The 14,644-nt window shown below is 37.7% G+C and carries 8 protein-coding genes; all 8 read right to left on the bottom strand.

All coding sequences use genetic code 11. The annotated features are described in order from the left end of the window. Positions 1-582 precede the first annotated feature (582 nt). The 8 genes from ACFRAE_RS00205 to ACFRAE_RS00170 all read right to left on the bottom strand — a co-directional run bounded on the left by ACFRAE_RS00205 (position 583) and on the right by ACFRAE_RS00170 (position 14,610). Positions 583-888, bottom strand: a complete 306-nt coding sequence (locus tag ACFRAE_RS00205) for a hypothetical protein (protein ID WP_422795092.1) — start codon at positions 886-888, stop codon at positions 583-585. A gap of 268 nt (positions 889-1,156) precedes the next feature. Further along, complete coding sequence (locus tag ACFRAE_RS00200; protein WP_422795091.1) at positions 1,157-4,516, bottom strand: TonB-dependent receptor; 3,360 nt, start codon at positions 4,514-4,516, stop codon at positions 1,157-1,159. A 29-nt stretch (positions 4,517-4,545) separates the two neighbouring features. Next, on the bottom strand, positions 4,546-5,547 hold the full coding sequence (locus tag ACFRAE_RS00195) for a fasciclin domain-containing protein (protein WP_422795090.1): 1,002 nt from the start codon (positions 5,545-5,547) through the stop codon (positions 4,546-4,548). A 24-nt stretch (positions 5,548-5,571) separates the two neighbouring features. Further along, positions 5,572-6,804 (bottom strand): hypothetical protein, encoded by a 1,233-nt coding sequence (locus ACFRAE_RS00190; protein WP_422795089.1) that lies wholly within the window; start codon positions 6,802-6,804, stop codon positions 5,572-5,574. A 154-nt stretch (positions 6,805-6,958) separates the two neighbouring features. Beyond that, a complete protein-coding gene (locus tag ACFRAE_RS00185) occupies positions 6,959-8,095 on the bottom strand; it encodes a fasciclin domain-containing protein (RefSeq protein WP_422795088.1) in 1,137 nt (378 codons plus the stop codon). 16 nt (positions 8,096-8,111) lie between these two features. After that, positions 8,112-9,392 (bottom strand): hypothetical protein, encoded by a 1,281-nt coding sequence (locus tag ACFRAE_RS00180; RefSeq protein WP_422795087.1) that lies wholly within the window; start codon positions 9,390-9,392, stop codon positions 8,112-8,114. Between the two features lie 2 nt (positions 9,393-9,394). Then, the gene (locus ACFRAE_RS00175; RefSeq protein WP_422795086.1) at positions 9,395-11,137 is read right to left on the bottom strand and encodes a hypothetical protein; all 1,743 of its coding nucleotides are present in this window, start codon (positions 11,135-11,137) and stop codon (positions 9,395-9,397) included. Positions 11,138-11,139: 2 nt separating this feature from the next. Next, positions 11,140-14,610 (bottom strand): TonB-dependent receptor domain-containing protein, encoded by a 3,471-nt coding sequence (locus tag ACFRAE_RS00170; RefSeq protein WP_422795085.1) that lies wholly within the window; start codon positions 14,608-14,610, stop codon positions 11,140-11,142. Between the last annotated feature and the right edge of the window lie 34 nt (positions 14,611-14,644).

Here is a 14,644-nt window from a genome sequence, read left to right as displayed (position 1 = left end):
CTCTAAAATATAATTTTTTTCATTAAATAATTGTTATTTCTCATTTAAGAATGTAATATTGATAAAAAACAATTGTTGAATAACGGAAGGTATAATTTTAGGAAAATTAGCAACTTGTATTATAAATGAGATAATTTAGGAATTATCATGAAATAACCATAATTGTTCATTTTTAAAGTTAATTTATTAAGGAAATAATATTACTTATAATAAAACGACTACTCTAAAAAACAGTTGTAACATCGAAAATGATTACCAATCTTTTAGATAAGCAAGCTATGAAATAATTTAATGACCATATCATTGTGATTCAAACATTTTCACTAGATATTGTCATTCTTGATTTGACTTCTGTTTGGAAGTTACGATGGGTTTATCGTCAAACTTCTTGTTTAACTGAACCTTATTTTTAAATTCTGGAAACAAATAGTTTAATTGATCTTCAGTCATATTGTTAATATCCAAAAATTTCCACCCTATGTTTGAATTTTCAAATATTGCCAACAAATTGGATACATTAATTATTACATCATTTCGCCCGGACTGGCTCATTACAATTAATTGAGGAATGAATTTATACTTTTAGGCTCCTAATTTATTTATTTTTAATAGATTATAATTTACAACAGAATCTATCGTTATTTTCTGCACTTCAAACACTTCTGAATAGGTTTTTTTAAATAATTTTAAAGCCTTCTCTTCCCTTCCCATTACCTTAATTAAACGTGGAGAAGTGTATTTCATCAAGACTTCGGAATTACCTATTAAAGAAGCCTGAGTCATTAACTCTAAAGTTCGGTTAAGCGATTTATCCTCTTGTGAATAGACTTTTACCAAAAAAAGTAATAACAAAATTGAAATCCCAATTACAGTGGTTAATTTTTTCATACTTAATTTATAAAATAATAAAGGAAAACAATATTGCGGTTTATAAATTAAAATTAGTTGGATAATTTATAATTGGAATAGTACGGTATTTAGTGAATAATCTTGTCGATAAGTACAATTTATTTAAGGACGAAATTTAAGATAGTTGAAAAAAGCACTATTGTTGATGAAAAATAAACAAAATGCTTACACTTTCTTTGAATAGTAGGTGTAAGCATTTAGAGATGTATCAATCTGATGCGTTTACGGCTGTTATTAATTTTTAGGGTTAGAACGAATACCTTACACCAAACTGCAATTGTGCCCTGGAATTGAAGTAATCAATACTGTAGGGCTTTCCAGGTTCACTAAATGTAAACACTGGCCAATTGTTTGCATTTTGCTGTGGGGGGAACATCGTCGGCATCAGACCTATTGAACTGGTTGAGTTAAAAGTGTTTGGCGAAAAATATTGTACACCCCAATTCTTATGAATTAGATTAGTTAAATTCATGATGTCAGCTGATATAGTCAAGAACTGTCCTCCTTTTGTAATAGGAAGATGTTGTTCCAATCGTAAATCGACTTGTACATTCCATGGGGTACGGCCAGTATTTCGTTCTGTAAAATTTCCGCGTCTGCTGCTTAAGTAACTATTTCCATCAATAAAATTATTGAATGCTTGAGCCTGCTGTTGTGCAGTCTGTCCAGTAGGAATATCTTTAAAATAATGGATAGCTTCATCTTGTTTCGGGATGTAAACTAGAGAAACCTGCTGTGGCAAACCTTGTATGTTACCATTTACTATACCATAGGTAAAAGGTGATCCCGATTGTGCTGAACCAAACAAGCTAATATTTGTACGACCAACGTTTTTCCATTCGTGGCTATAGCTGATGCTGCTCACAATTCGATGACGTATATTGAAGTTACTGTAGGCTAAATTTGGATGGTTGGGAATTAGCGATTGGTTTAGTTGCCAGTTAGACTCCATAGAGTTTCGAACACCGTTGGAAATGTCTTTGGACTCTCCAAATGTGTAGCTCGCTGTAGCATTCAGGTTTTTATAGATCTTACTTATGCTACCTGTGATGCTGTACCGGTATCCTTGTTTCGTATTTGATAAAAGATAGACATTGGAAAAACGAGGATCCACCGTCCCACTGTAGACAGGTTGTTTTCTTTCTCTGTCGTATCCATACCAAAGTGGATTATCTTTGGTATTCAATTGCTGAAACATGACATCACTGATATTATGTGAATACATTCCTTCTAAAGATAACTTCCAATCATTGGCAACTTCGTAATCGATGCCTAAACTCGTGCGGAATACTTGCGGAAGTGTAAAACCATTGTCTACTAAATCTACTTGAGTCTTTCCACTATTAGGATCATGGATGACGGTTCCATTTTCGGCAATGAAATCTGCTAGTCCATTCGGGCTAGGTTTGATTGCATCTGAACCACCCAGAAAAGGCTTTTGGTCAGATCGCTGATCGAATGCACCATAACTATCTCCTGTGTTATAATAGGCATAGGCAAGCCATGCAAAAGGGATACGTCCCGTAAATAGTCCAGCACCACCTCGAAGCACAAGATTACGATCTTCTGTCATTTCCCAGCGGAAACCAATCCTAGGAGACAATTGTACTCGGTTCATGAAATCGTTATTTAACCGACCAATGGGTGTATATACGTAACTTGTTCCGAAATAAGCATCTTCCCACATATCGCTTACTTTATCGCTCAATTTTGGCATTTTTGGTAGATGAGCTAGGTCAGCCCGAATACCTGGTGTAATTCGAAACCTGTCGTTAACATTGATTTCATCTTGTACATAGAGGCTATACATGTTCACGCTAAAATCTGCAGCAGGATTATTTAATATATAATCACGGGAGTTATTCAAATAATTATAACTACCACGGACACGATAGGGGACATTACTGATAAAATCTTCGATGCTATTGTAATCTACGCGTCCGTTCCAGCTATTGACAAAGCCATAACGAATACGGTAGGTTTCATTATGGGTTCCGAACAATAACTTATGTCGGCCTATATTCCAATTTAAGTTAGCCGTTAATTCCCAGGTTTGTTGTTTCATATCAAAAATACTAGCTTCCCTATCTGTACCGATATATATGGTCGTTCCAGGCGTTCGACCTTGTATTTGCACCTGTGGTAGCGTTGGATCGGAAAGCGGGTCACGCTTGTCTGTTACAACCGTAAAACCAATCAGCATATTTCCAGATACGGAGTTGGAAAACCTACTTTTTAACTCAGCGACTGTAGAACTTTGGTTGTTTTCTTGTTCAAAGGCCATGCTTGAAAATCTAAAATCTTGTTGGTCACGATCCATATGGGAGGCTGAGCTTCTAATCGTATTGTTTCTTACGGCTAATTGGTGCTGATCGCTTATATTCCAATCCAAGCGATTGAAGAACTTGATGGATTTGGACCAGTTGTTATATATTCCAGCACTACCTGCATCAAAAATATTTCCGTAACGGCTTTTTACGGTATTGCTTATTTGATCTGCATCCGTTTGTTTCAAGATGTGTGCCGTCTCTAAAGTTCCCACAAACAATTGTGTTGGATCCTGCCGATGGGTAATTTCCTCATTGGAAAAGAAAAACAATTTGTTTTTAATAATTGGAAAACCTATACGAAAACCTGCTTGATAATCTTCAAAATCGCCATTCATTTTACCAAGTCCACCGACACGATCGGCTCCAGTAACTGAAGCATTACGTCCGTAGCCATAAACAGAGCCTTCGAGCATATTTGTTCCAGAACGGGTAACGGCATTAACAGATCCGCCTGTGAAATTACCAATCTTAACATCATATGGCGCTAGGTAAACCTGCATATCCTGAATGGCATCTAGCGAGACAGGATTCGTGCGTGTAGAGCTACCTGCCATGCCTGAAGTTCCAGTTTGACCACCTAAAGAAGGGGAGAATCCAATAGCATCGTTATTTATTGCACCATCAATCGTCACGTTGTTGTAGCGAAAGCTAGTTCCCGCGAAGCTGTTGTCACGGCTTCCTTGTGGTGTCAACCTAGTAATATCGGTCACAGAACGATTAATCGTAGGCATGGCTTGTACCTGCTGACGGGAAATATTCTGTCCAGCTCCATAACTATTCGCACGTTGACTTCGCACAGGAGCAATGATGGTGACCTCTTCCAATGCTTTGGTATCATCAATTAATTCAAAATATAATGCTTGTGCCGCACCAAGGCGTATCTGTATACCCTCTCGTACTTCATCCTTCATTCCTAACATAGAAGCAGTAATGGTATATGGTCCTCCAATGCGCATGTTATTGATGGTATAGTGTCCAGTACGGTCTGAAGAAATGCGATACCTTGTACCTGATGGTGTATGCACCGCTGTAATGGTCGCTCCAGCAAGAGGTTTATCCATATTGCTGCCCACTCTTCCAGTTAGCGAGCCTGAAGTCTCTTGCGCCTTGCTATGAAAAAAACATAAGGAGAATATAATAGCCAATAATGTAGGAAGATAGTTTAATCTTAAACTTTTTTTATCATTCCAGGATTTCAAAGTTATTTCCAAGTTTTCAGCGATTTCTACAGGATCAAATTCGTTTACATATCCTTGCGATGGATCATTTATTTTCATAATTTCTTATTGTATCTTTTAATAATCTTTTATGGCTTCAAAGCTTTGTTCAATACATGGACTATTCCATTTCCTGCTACAATATAGTCTGACAGCTTCGGCTTGAACATGTCCCAGGAATTCTGTCCATTTCCTGGACCTTGAATTTTGATTCCTGAGAAACTATTTGGAACTTGATATTTCTCTTCATAAACCACTTTAATTGTCCTACCGTCCAACATAGTTTCTACGACATCTTTGCGCCCCTCTTCGGCAAGGAAGAAATAATCATGGACAAACCGTTGTTTAGGTACAATATGGAAACGCAACATAGCACTTAGCAGCTCCTTATCGGCTGCAAGGATGGATTGTAATGTAGGATACCCATTTGCTATCATGCTGGCATTGTCTAGGGCAAAAACCGTATACTGACCTGGTCCATTTAACACCGTAAGTAAACCAGTATATTTTAATGCTTGGTAAAATAGTGAGAGATCCTTTTCTGCGGATATGGCTTCACCTACCTTGTCAAATTCCATGGGAAATAACAATTTGTCAATAGCATGGATGAGCCCATTGGAAGATGGAATATCGTTCTTCAAAATTCTTGCACCATTGATCGTCGTGATCGTATCTACGCCAAGTTTAACTCGAGTCAAATAAACACTTTTGCCAGTGCTGGTTTTTATTTGTTTATTAAAACCCAATGGCTGATCCGATATTTTATGGATTTCTTGGAGTATGTGATACTGAATTTGGCTATTTATTTTGGAAGCAGCCGCAGCAACTGCCGCCTGTGTATTATATCCTGCTGAAATGAAGGCCTCATCTGAAGGAGCCAAAACTGTTAATTGCCCCTCCGCTTCCAATTGCTTTTCTATCCCAGTACGGTTGAGAGCAACTGCAAAAAATCGTAATGAAAAATTATCTCGAACTACATAGTTCAAGGTGTTGCGATCAGTAACTGGAGTGATTTGATCAGACTTACGACAACTTATGAGCAATGTCAATCCCAAAAGTAGGTATGTAATTTTTTTAAGTATTATATGCATAGTCTTATGTATTCTGGCGTACAATTAGTTCTTGATATGCCACATGCTGAAATTGTTAGGAAGAATAATTTTGTCCACAACATGAATAGGTCCTTGAAATGTATTGATGTTTTCTTGGATAATGGTGGCAGGAGGTGCAGTTGAATGCTTATGTTTTACGGTTATTCCATTAGAAGAATTTCCAAAATCATATTCTAAATATTGAGATAAATTGGTGCTAATTCCCATGGAATATTCGTCGAGTATTTCATTTTTTAAGGATTCACTGTAAAAAACACCAACTGATCCATCTTTATTTATGGTAGATATTATCGATGCGAGTTCATACTCATCTGTGACAGCAAATTGATTGATTGCATTTATTATAAAGTGTTTCCTAATGAGACTATCTACAGGTAAGGAGCCCCTATCATAGTTAAAATGATTATAAACTGATCTATTATTCAACGCGATTAAGTCATTTTCTGAATAAATACCAATTTCATTAAATGCTTCATTCGTTGGTGCAAACAATGTCATTCTGATTAGATGTAAATATTCTTTTGACACATCATTCATAGTCTTTCCCCATCCAGGTGAAGCGAAAAAATCTAAGAAATATTTATATATCGGTGATTGAGGGAAAATCCAAGATTCATGTACTAATGGTTCATAAATCTTACTAGTTATCTCCATAGATTTAATAAATAAAGTAAACCTAGGGTCATTCCGTAAAAAATCGATCATTTGTTGTTTTGGTCTTTGTGCCACCTGGTCAATTGGAATTAGAAATCCTCGATCAATGGGCAACCATTTACTCGTCTGAAAGGTTATACCATTACTGGAAAATGTAGTTTCCGAAGACCTTACATAATGCTGATAACGGTAAGGAATAGAACGAATTTCTACACCACCTAACTTTTCCCCCTCCCTAAAAATTGGATGAGTAAGCAAGCTGTTGAAGAGTATATCAGTGGGGGCAACCATCAATTGCTCCTGCGGAATGGAGCCATTTAAGGTATGGTATAGAATCAAAGAATCTAAATCAGACACTTTTGCTGTCGCAATAGCTTCAGCAGTAAGTCCAGCTTTTTCCATGGCTTCGTTGGTCGGCACGAGGAATAACATTTTAGACAGAGGAAAGTCCATAGTCAACATGTGTGTTATGTTACTTCTTTTCCAGGCAGCTGAATACAGCGTATATGGGCTGGAGGCAAGGGCATCCTCCAATTTGGGATATTCCTCAGAAGGGATACTTTCTCCAACGGGATTAGGCATAAATTCTTTGGTACAGCGTATTAGGAGCAACGAACAAAAAAACATTATTATTAATCTAGTCATCGTTTTGATTTTTATAATTATTGGAATCCTAAGGTTTTTTAATGGAAGAATTGCGAATCATTCTCCATGTTTCGAGGAACCTTTTGGTTTATTACTTTCTTAGGGCATCTTCTGGACTTGCCAATAGGTTGGTAATTCCATGAACTACACCGTTTTCAGCTTTAAAATCTGTCCATCGATTTGATAGAAATGGTGAATTTCTCCTAAATTTTGATGGCTCATTATTTATTTCTACCGTAGAGACAAAAGCAGCAAAGGCTGTATTATCTCCAATTGCATAATAATTGATTCCATTTACATAGTCTTTTGCAGATGGTACTGATCCATAGACGATTGCTGATCCATAAGGCCCTGAAACAGGGTTTATAGGTTTCATAATTTCAATATCACCGGTGAAAATGTGATTATTTAGAATATATGGCTTGACCAATAGGCCGGAATCATAAGCGTTCAAATCCATTGCCGCTATCTTCGCTGCATCGATTTGAAGGGCTTCAAAAGCCGTGTTTGAAGGAGCTAAAATAGTAAATGGGCCTTTTTCAGCGAGTCGGTCCCATTCACCAAACTTTTTCAATAAGGTGGTAAACAAACTGAAGCTAGGATTATTCTGTAAAATGTCTTGAATAGACTCCTCATATTTGAGCACTTTTTCAATGGGATGAATGATACCATTTGCGACCACGGTATTTTGATAGTTCTTAGGGACATTCGCACCGTTTACATTTAGGATATAGGTGTTTGGATATGCTTGGTTGGGTGTAGGTATGTATTTAAAACCCAAGTATAGGGATTTACCAGCGAGATTTGTATGTAAATTATCAATCGTATGGCTAGGAATATCTTCACGATACAATCGTTCAGGGAGAATATGATAGCGCAGCATATTAAGAAGACTATCTTGATTCATCTTGGTAAAGTCTGATTCACGCAAGATGCCCATCTCGTTAAAGGCTGTATTGGTTGGTGCAAAAACTGTAAATGGTCCCTTACCTCGAAGTTCCTCCTCCATGCCGACTTGGATAAGCGCAGCATGAAATAACCCCAGTTCGTAATTGTTGGCTGTAAAATCCATTACATTCCGATAATTTTCATTTTCTACATTGATTTCTAGATCCTCGTATTTGCAGGAATGGAATAGGAGTAAGGTGCTTATAAAAATAAGCGCGAGGAAAAAGCTGAGATTTTTAAAATTCAAGCAGAGTTTTTTATAAAATAGTTGATACCTCATAATTTTTATATTTTTTCTAATAAATAGGTCTTGGATATCTGCGTTGAACAGTACTCAAGTATACGTTTCCACCAATAATTTCTAGGGTATTGACCACACCAAAGGATTGCGGGTTATTTATTCCTGAATGTACATTGACCAGCAGACTAGGTAAATATTCGCTATCTGGGGCCAGGTATCGAGAATGATCAAACAGGACATACGCGTATATTTTTCTTTTAATAAATTCCTCACCTACTATACCTGTATAGGTGTTTGGTGGTAATAAAAAAAGTGAGTTGTTTATTGGATCTGCCGGTGGTACAATCAATTGCAGGTACTGCCAAGTGTTTGCATAGATTTTTTTTGTATTATTGGCCCTCAGAAAAATCGGAAAACTGTAATATGGAGCAACCTTTTGTTGATCGATATTGCGTACAATGGTACCCGCAAATTGATAGCTGAATTCTGGAATTCGCTTATCAATTAAACTGCCATTTGCAGCTGTGTCTACACTGATATGAGTGAAAAATGCATTCATGGTATCTCGAATACCATATCGCAAGGATTTGCTCTGCTTGGGTACACTTGGTTTCAGACTATTCTCTGCCTGCCAGAATCCATTGGGACTTAGGTTGTAAAAATTAACATAAGTTAAGGTGTCCGATAAGGCCAGCTTGTGAAAGTTTTCTTCTCGCACATATAACCCATTCTGTTTCGTATTGAAATCCTTTTGTAATAAATGAATCGTATAGACCTCGTGTTCTTTAAGATCAATGATCGTATCTAGAAATACTTTTTTTTGTTGTTCTTCAGGAAGTTGTGCGAATGGCACATTACTTATTGGACGAGACATGAAAACAATTCTACGTTTGCCGGCAGAAATTTGAGCCCAATTTGTGAGATCGAATCCATTAAGGATAGGTCCAGTAGGAACTTTATCTTTTCCGGGGTATTCCGGATTAAATTTTGAGGTACTAGCACCTGAATGAGCCGGATTTGGCGAAGCATAAATTGTCCTTTTATCTAAAAAGTCAGACTGTACGAGGCCACTGATTGGCTTGCCACTCTCATCAAATTCAGGGTCAATAAACAGGCAAAAAAAAGGTTGCAATTCTTCCTTATTACTAAGACTGACTTCATAATTTAAATTATTGAAAACTCGAATATATGCTGGATTTTCAACTGCACGAAATTCGGTTTTTCTACAGCTAGAGCTAAAAATAATCAGGACTAAAAAGTAAAAGCAACAGGACGTTGATAGACTTTTTGCCGCAACTCTTTTTCCGTATTTTGTATAAACTAGGTTAAGTATCATATCTATTTGGTGTGTTTAATTAGCATAATTTTTGCATTACTATTTCCTTGTTTGTATCTTCCTACCAATGCTAATGTGTATACTCCAGGTTCATGGGTCGGAACATCACGACCTATTGCTGTATATAATTTTTCATTAGCAATAAGTGCTTTGTTGGAGAGACCTGTAATTTCTTGCAACCAGTCACCTGGTAATTTATTAGAAGAGGATGCATAGGCATAGTATAGGTATGGACCAGGCTGATCATATACTAGCCTTATATATGGCTCGGAAATCTGAGGCATATTAAATGCCAGGTGAGATGCACTTTGCTGGTCAAACTTGCGCCCCATAGGTACACCTTGGTCGTCAGTAAATGTTAGTTCAGGAATATCGGGGCAAAAGTTTAGGCATCGAATATCAAAACGAAAAGCGATCTTCCTGCGATCTTCAGTTGTGTTGTTGCCCGAAGTACCTGTACCAGTGTACCAAGTTCCGCTCAAATTATTGGATATCAACTGTGTTTTTAAGGCGCCTGATGCATCTGGAAATACCCAAAGGGTGTAATTACCTCCTGGTCTAAGTTGAGCTTTCACATCAGCTAATTTTTCTGCTCCATTATACACCTGGAGGTCATGAACACCATGAATGATATTTTGATAAGCAGTTGCTTTTCCGAAACTTACTGAACCTTCAATTTGCCTATCTTTTACTTGTAGCGATAAATTCCCCTCGGCAAAGGCATTAGCAAGCTGTACCCGGGCATAGGTTTGATTTACAGGTTCGCTGATGTCTGAAATTCGATTGAATACATTTTGATATCCGCTGGCTTGATCGTTTGAAATCATGTAAGTTATGGCTCTTGGATGAATTACAATGGTGTAAATTCCACCAGGTTGGTAGGTATGTAATTCGGAATAGACTATTCCACTTCCTTTGGATCCATCACTTCGATCCATAGTAGAAGTTTTAGGGTCTATACTTGCTTCTTGCCCCTCCATAGGCACCTGTCTACCATCGTTAGTCAAAATTTTAAATTGGTAAGTGCCGTAAGGAATTTCTACGTAAGATGAAACTGTTCCTACAGGAATGTTGCTAGTTTCTGTATTCACGGGAGTGCCATCAGCAAAGGTTAACGTTAATGGCTGAACCAAATTCTCCATTTCCATGGTTGAAGTTTTGGCTGCAAAATTGATGATGCGAATCTTGAAGTGATCGGGTTGACGTGGAGATGTGATATCCCGAGCGACTTCAACAACCGGCTTATCCCATTCGACTAAGTTTTTTTCGTTAAATAGAAAATAATAGTCTTTTGGTCGATCCAATTCCTCTTTAACTACGATATTTACCTCATTCTTTAGATCAGCCTGTTGAAAGACGGTTGTGGTTTTAATATGCGCTGTACCATCTGGTTTAAATAGGTTTTGTGGAAATTCCCATACCCGACTAAAAAGTCCATTTTTGGGAAAGTAGGGTGTTGCGGGCGCTGTTGTTTCTTCCGGAGGAATAAAACCTGGGCGAGTTGGTTTTGTCCAAAAATTGGTCAAACTATCTCCGTTGACTACCAACTGGTATTTTTCCGAAAAATTAATTAAACGGATATTACTAGCCTTCCTAGCTTCTGTATTGTAACGATAATCGTAAGAATAGTTCAGATTATCTTTTTTACAACCTTCTAATAGGAGGAAGGTGGAAATAAGCAATAAGATTAAGCGAATCTGCAAACTTGCAAATCTGTGAAAAAATAATAAAGTTTTCTTTCTCATGTTTAAAACAAATTATACGTAAAACCAATCATGACCTCAGCACCCTGCTTATAACTTCTGTTAATGTATTCAGCTCCGTACCATTTGCCTCCAGTTCCAGGATTTGCATATACTGTTTTAATGGCTGGATTGAGAATGTTTTTAGCATAGCCCTTAAATAGGATTCTTTTATTGATTCGTTGGCTGAAAACTAAATCTAACATTGCATAGGGCTGCATATACAAATCAGGTTCCCCAGTCAGGTTGATTTGTACCAATCGTTCCCCAACCATATTGAATGTCGCAGTTAAGTCAGTTCCCCATCGTTGGTTTTCATAGTTCAGGTAGGAGTTAATGCTATAAGGTGCCTGCTCAAACAAAGGACTATTATCAGGTGCGTTTCTATCAATTGACCAACTAGCATCCAAGCGTTCTTTTGTTTTTTTGATATCACTTTGAGCGAATAACAAGTTTGAACCTATGAAAAATCCGTTGGCCGGTTCCCAAATGGATCCCAGATTTTTAACCAGCTCAAGCTCTAATCCCCATACACGACCTCTGTTTGGGTCATTTTGAAATTGGATAATCGGAAACTCAGGAAAGGTGGCAGCCAAGCCTTTGGTTTGTAGGCTATACACTTTTACCAATTGGTTTTGGATTTCTTTACCAAAGGCAGATACAGCCAGTACTTCGCCAGGATTAGGAAACCATTCCCAACGGAAGTCCACATTTTTGGTCGATTGATTTACTAGATTTGGATTTCCAACCACTAAGCCCATTTGGAATGCGTCAAATTCATACACTTGAGTAATCTCCCGCAACTCTGGTCGTCCTAGTGTGGTATTGACTGATAAGCGGAAATTCATGTTGTTATTCCATATATAGGTTGCATTAACCGAATAAAAGGGCTTGTAATCAGACTTGGAAATCGCATTTGGGTTTTGAGGATTCAGGTTTACTGTTCCGTCTGAATTGGCTCTTTCTAAAGCTGGGTCAAGAAACACGTTTGCCGTATCTACCGTAGATTGGATACGGGTGTTTTCAAATCGTACACCACCAGCAAGACGGAATTTATCGTGAAGTTTCAAGTCCAACATGCCATAAAGTGCATTCGTCAAGTATAATCCTTTGTAATTATTTGGTGATTTCTGGATGTTATAAAGAAAACCACCTATAGGAAAGTCTCCTTCACCTGTTGCAGTGGTAGGCAATTTTATACCCACTACCTGGTTGCTTACCAAACGGTCTAGGTTACCATTGACATCATATAGTGGAATAGCAGGATTAATAGTAGCAGAGTAGCTTCCTGCATAAGGTACAAAGTTAGAACCTGGTAGGAAAAGTACGTTTTCTCCAAATTGGCGTTCGCGGATTAAGTGATTGATCCCAATTTTAAATTCTTGTTTACTAGACAATAATGGAAATGGAATAGATAAATCTGCCTTGTAATTATAATTAGTCTCGTCAAGTTTTCTCCAACGACGTCCGTTTGGATCAGCTTGCATGATACCAAAAGGACCGAAGCCATTTACGTATCCTGAAGTCAATGCGTAGTAACGGTCTGTGGAGACATATTCAATATCACCGTTAAATTGGCTTCCCACCACCGGTCTGCGAATAACTCCCCCATGATTTGGAACAAAATCCACCATATTTACATACCGATAATCTGGATCATTATGGTTGGCTGTAGAGCTTGCTAGGTTATAGCTTAACCTAGGGGAAAAACTGCTTTTAATAAATTTATGCTCTCCCTGAATATTAAAAGTGTTCAGCGTACGATAACTTTGTTTTAAAGAGTAAGTTCTGCTGTTGACTTCACCTGGAAGGCCTGTGTAATCATAAGTACCCTGTAGATTTAATGCTTTAGTTTCACCACCCCAACTTCCTAAATATTGAAAACTCAATTCATGCTGTGGATTAAATCGATAAGTCAGTCCTCCTAATACGCCATAGTTTAGGGTCTCCATTCCAGTATTTTCTTGATAGGCCTGGTACCTGCCCATGATAATGTTATTGGTTGTCGTGTAGTTAGGAATTACACGAGGGCTGTAGACATAACTATTTCCAGTAACAACTCCTTGGTAGATACTGTATTGGTTTAATTTACCGTCGTAAATATTTGTTGTGCGTCGATAATAATTACCTCCTAGGATTACACCAAGTTTGTGCTTTTTGAAAATATCATAACTGTTTCCAAATGTAGCAGAATAGAGTTGGTTGAGTGGTGCACGTTGGGTTTGCGTCGTTAGTATTGGATCAAATCCTTTCATTATGGTATTGATGCGGTTAACTTCTTGTGTTGCCCCATCCTGATTATTGCTATTGGCAATCAGGTTTTGGATTGATTCAAGTCCTTTAGGATATTGATTTGACAGGTTTAGAAAATCCTTGGACAGATTCTTGTCATTGATTTTAGTGCCCAAAACCCCCATATCACTGTTCCAAAAACTGTTAAAATTTCCTCCAATACCAATATTAGAATTGAATCCAGTTTGTGCAATGACTTCAAAAGTCATTTTATCGGGAACAGATTTTGTTTTTAGTTCTACGATTCCAGATGCAGCATCTGCAGGTTTGTCTGGTGTTACAGTCTTGTAAATGGTGATATTGTCTAATAAGGACGCAGGAACTAAGTCCAAAGGGATTGCTGAACGATCTGGATCTGAGGAAGCTAGACGCACCCCATTTAACTGTCCAATTACCGATCGATCTCCCAATCCCCTAATAGCAACATACTTATCATCTGTTATTGTTACTCCAGATACGCGTTGTAGTGCTTGTGTTGTGGTGTTACTTCCTGTTCGTTGGATTAATTGGGCCGATATGGCATCTTGTATGATGGAAGAATTTTTGCGTTCTTCTAGCACAGCAATCTCCGTATTTGTTCGTCGTCTCGCCTGCACAGTAACTGAAACTTCTTCCAGTTGCGAGGCAGTCTCTTGCATTCGAACAGTGATAGTTCTATTGGATGGTCCTACTTTCAGTTCTTGTGTTTTCAAACCAAGAAAAGTAAATACTAATGTAGCACCTGAAGAAGGTACAGGAATTAAGAAAGATCCTGAAGCATCGGAAGTGGTAGCCCCCTGAGCCCCCTTAATACGAATGGAAACACCAGCAAGTGGATTTCCATTTTCGTTGTGAATGACACGGCCAGAGATTTGAATTTGTTGTTGTTTAGAAGACGATCTATTGTTTTCAGGAATTCGAGATATGGTAACATATCCATCTTTAATCACATACTCGTAAGGTTGTCCCACAAAACATAATTTTAAAGCTTGATCAAGTGAAATATCTTTTGCTTTAAAATTAATGGGCTTGGAATCCTCAAAAATTGCTGTATTGTACAGAAAACTATAGTTGGTTTGTTTTCTAATTTCTTCCAGCACAATATATATATTACTGTTTGACTTATCCAACGTAACGCGTTGGGCATAGGTAAAGGCATTTACCTGGACAAAAAAGCATATCATTAATACCATGGTAATTTTCATAGCATGCATGATTTCATAAAAATTCATACTTTTG

This window comes from Sphingobacterium sp. HJSM2_6, from assembly GCF_049316305.1.
Classification (GTDB): domain Bacteria; phylum Bacteroidota; class Bacteroidia; order Sphingobacteriales; family Sphingobacteriaceae; genus Sphingobacterium.
Note: the sequence above shows the minus strand (reverse complement) of the source record. Positions and strands in the feature narration are given on the sequence as shown.

Excerpts from the sequence above, each read along its gene's own strand:
- ACFRAE_RS00175 (WP_422795086.1), bottom strand. The coding sequence starts at position 11,137 with ATGAGAAAGAAAACTTTATTATTTTTTCACAGATTTGCAAGTTTGCAG.
- ACFRAE_RS00185 (WP_422795088.1), bottom strand. The coding sequence starts at position 8,095 with ATGAGGTATCAACTATTTTATAAAAAACTCTGCTTGAATTTTAAAAAT.
- ACFRAE_RS00170 (WP_422795085.1), bottom strand. The coding sequence starts at position 14,610 with ATGAAAATTACCATGGTATTAATGATATGCTTTTTTGTCCAGGTAAAT.
- ACFRAE_RS00195 (WP_422795090.1), bottom strand. The coding sequence starts at position 5,547 with ATGCATATAATACTTAAAAAAATTACATACCTACTTTTGGGATTGACA.
- ACFRAE_RS00180 (WP_422795087.1), bottom strand. The coding sequence starts at position 9,392 with ATGATACTTAACCTAGTTTATACAAAATACGGAAAAAGAGTTGCGGCA.
- ACFRAE_RS00200 (WP_422795091.1), bottom strand. The coding sequence starts at position 4,516 with ATGAAAATAAATGATCCATCGCAAGGATATGTAAACGAATTTGATCCT.
- ACFRAE_RS00205 (WP_422795092.1), bottom strand. The coding sequence starts at position 888 with ATGAAAAAATTAACCACTGTAATTGGGATTTCAATTTTGTTATTACTT.
- ACFRAE_RS00190 (WP_422795089.1), bottom strand. The coding sequence starts at position 6,804 with ATGCCTAATCCCGTTGGAGAAAGTATCCCTTCTGAGGAATATCCCAAA.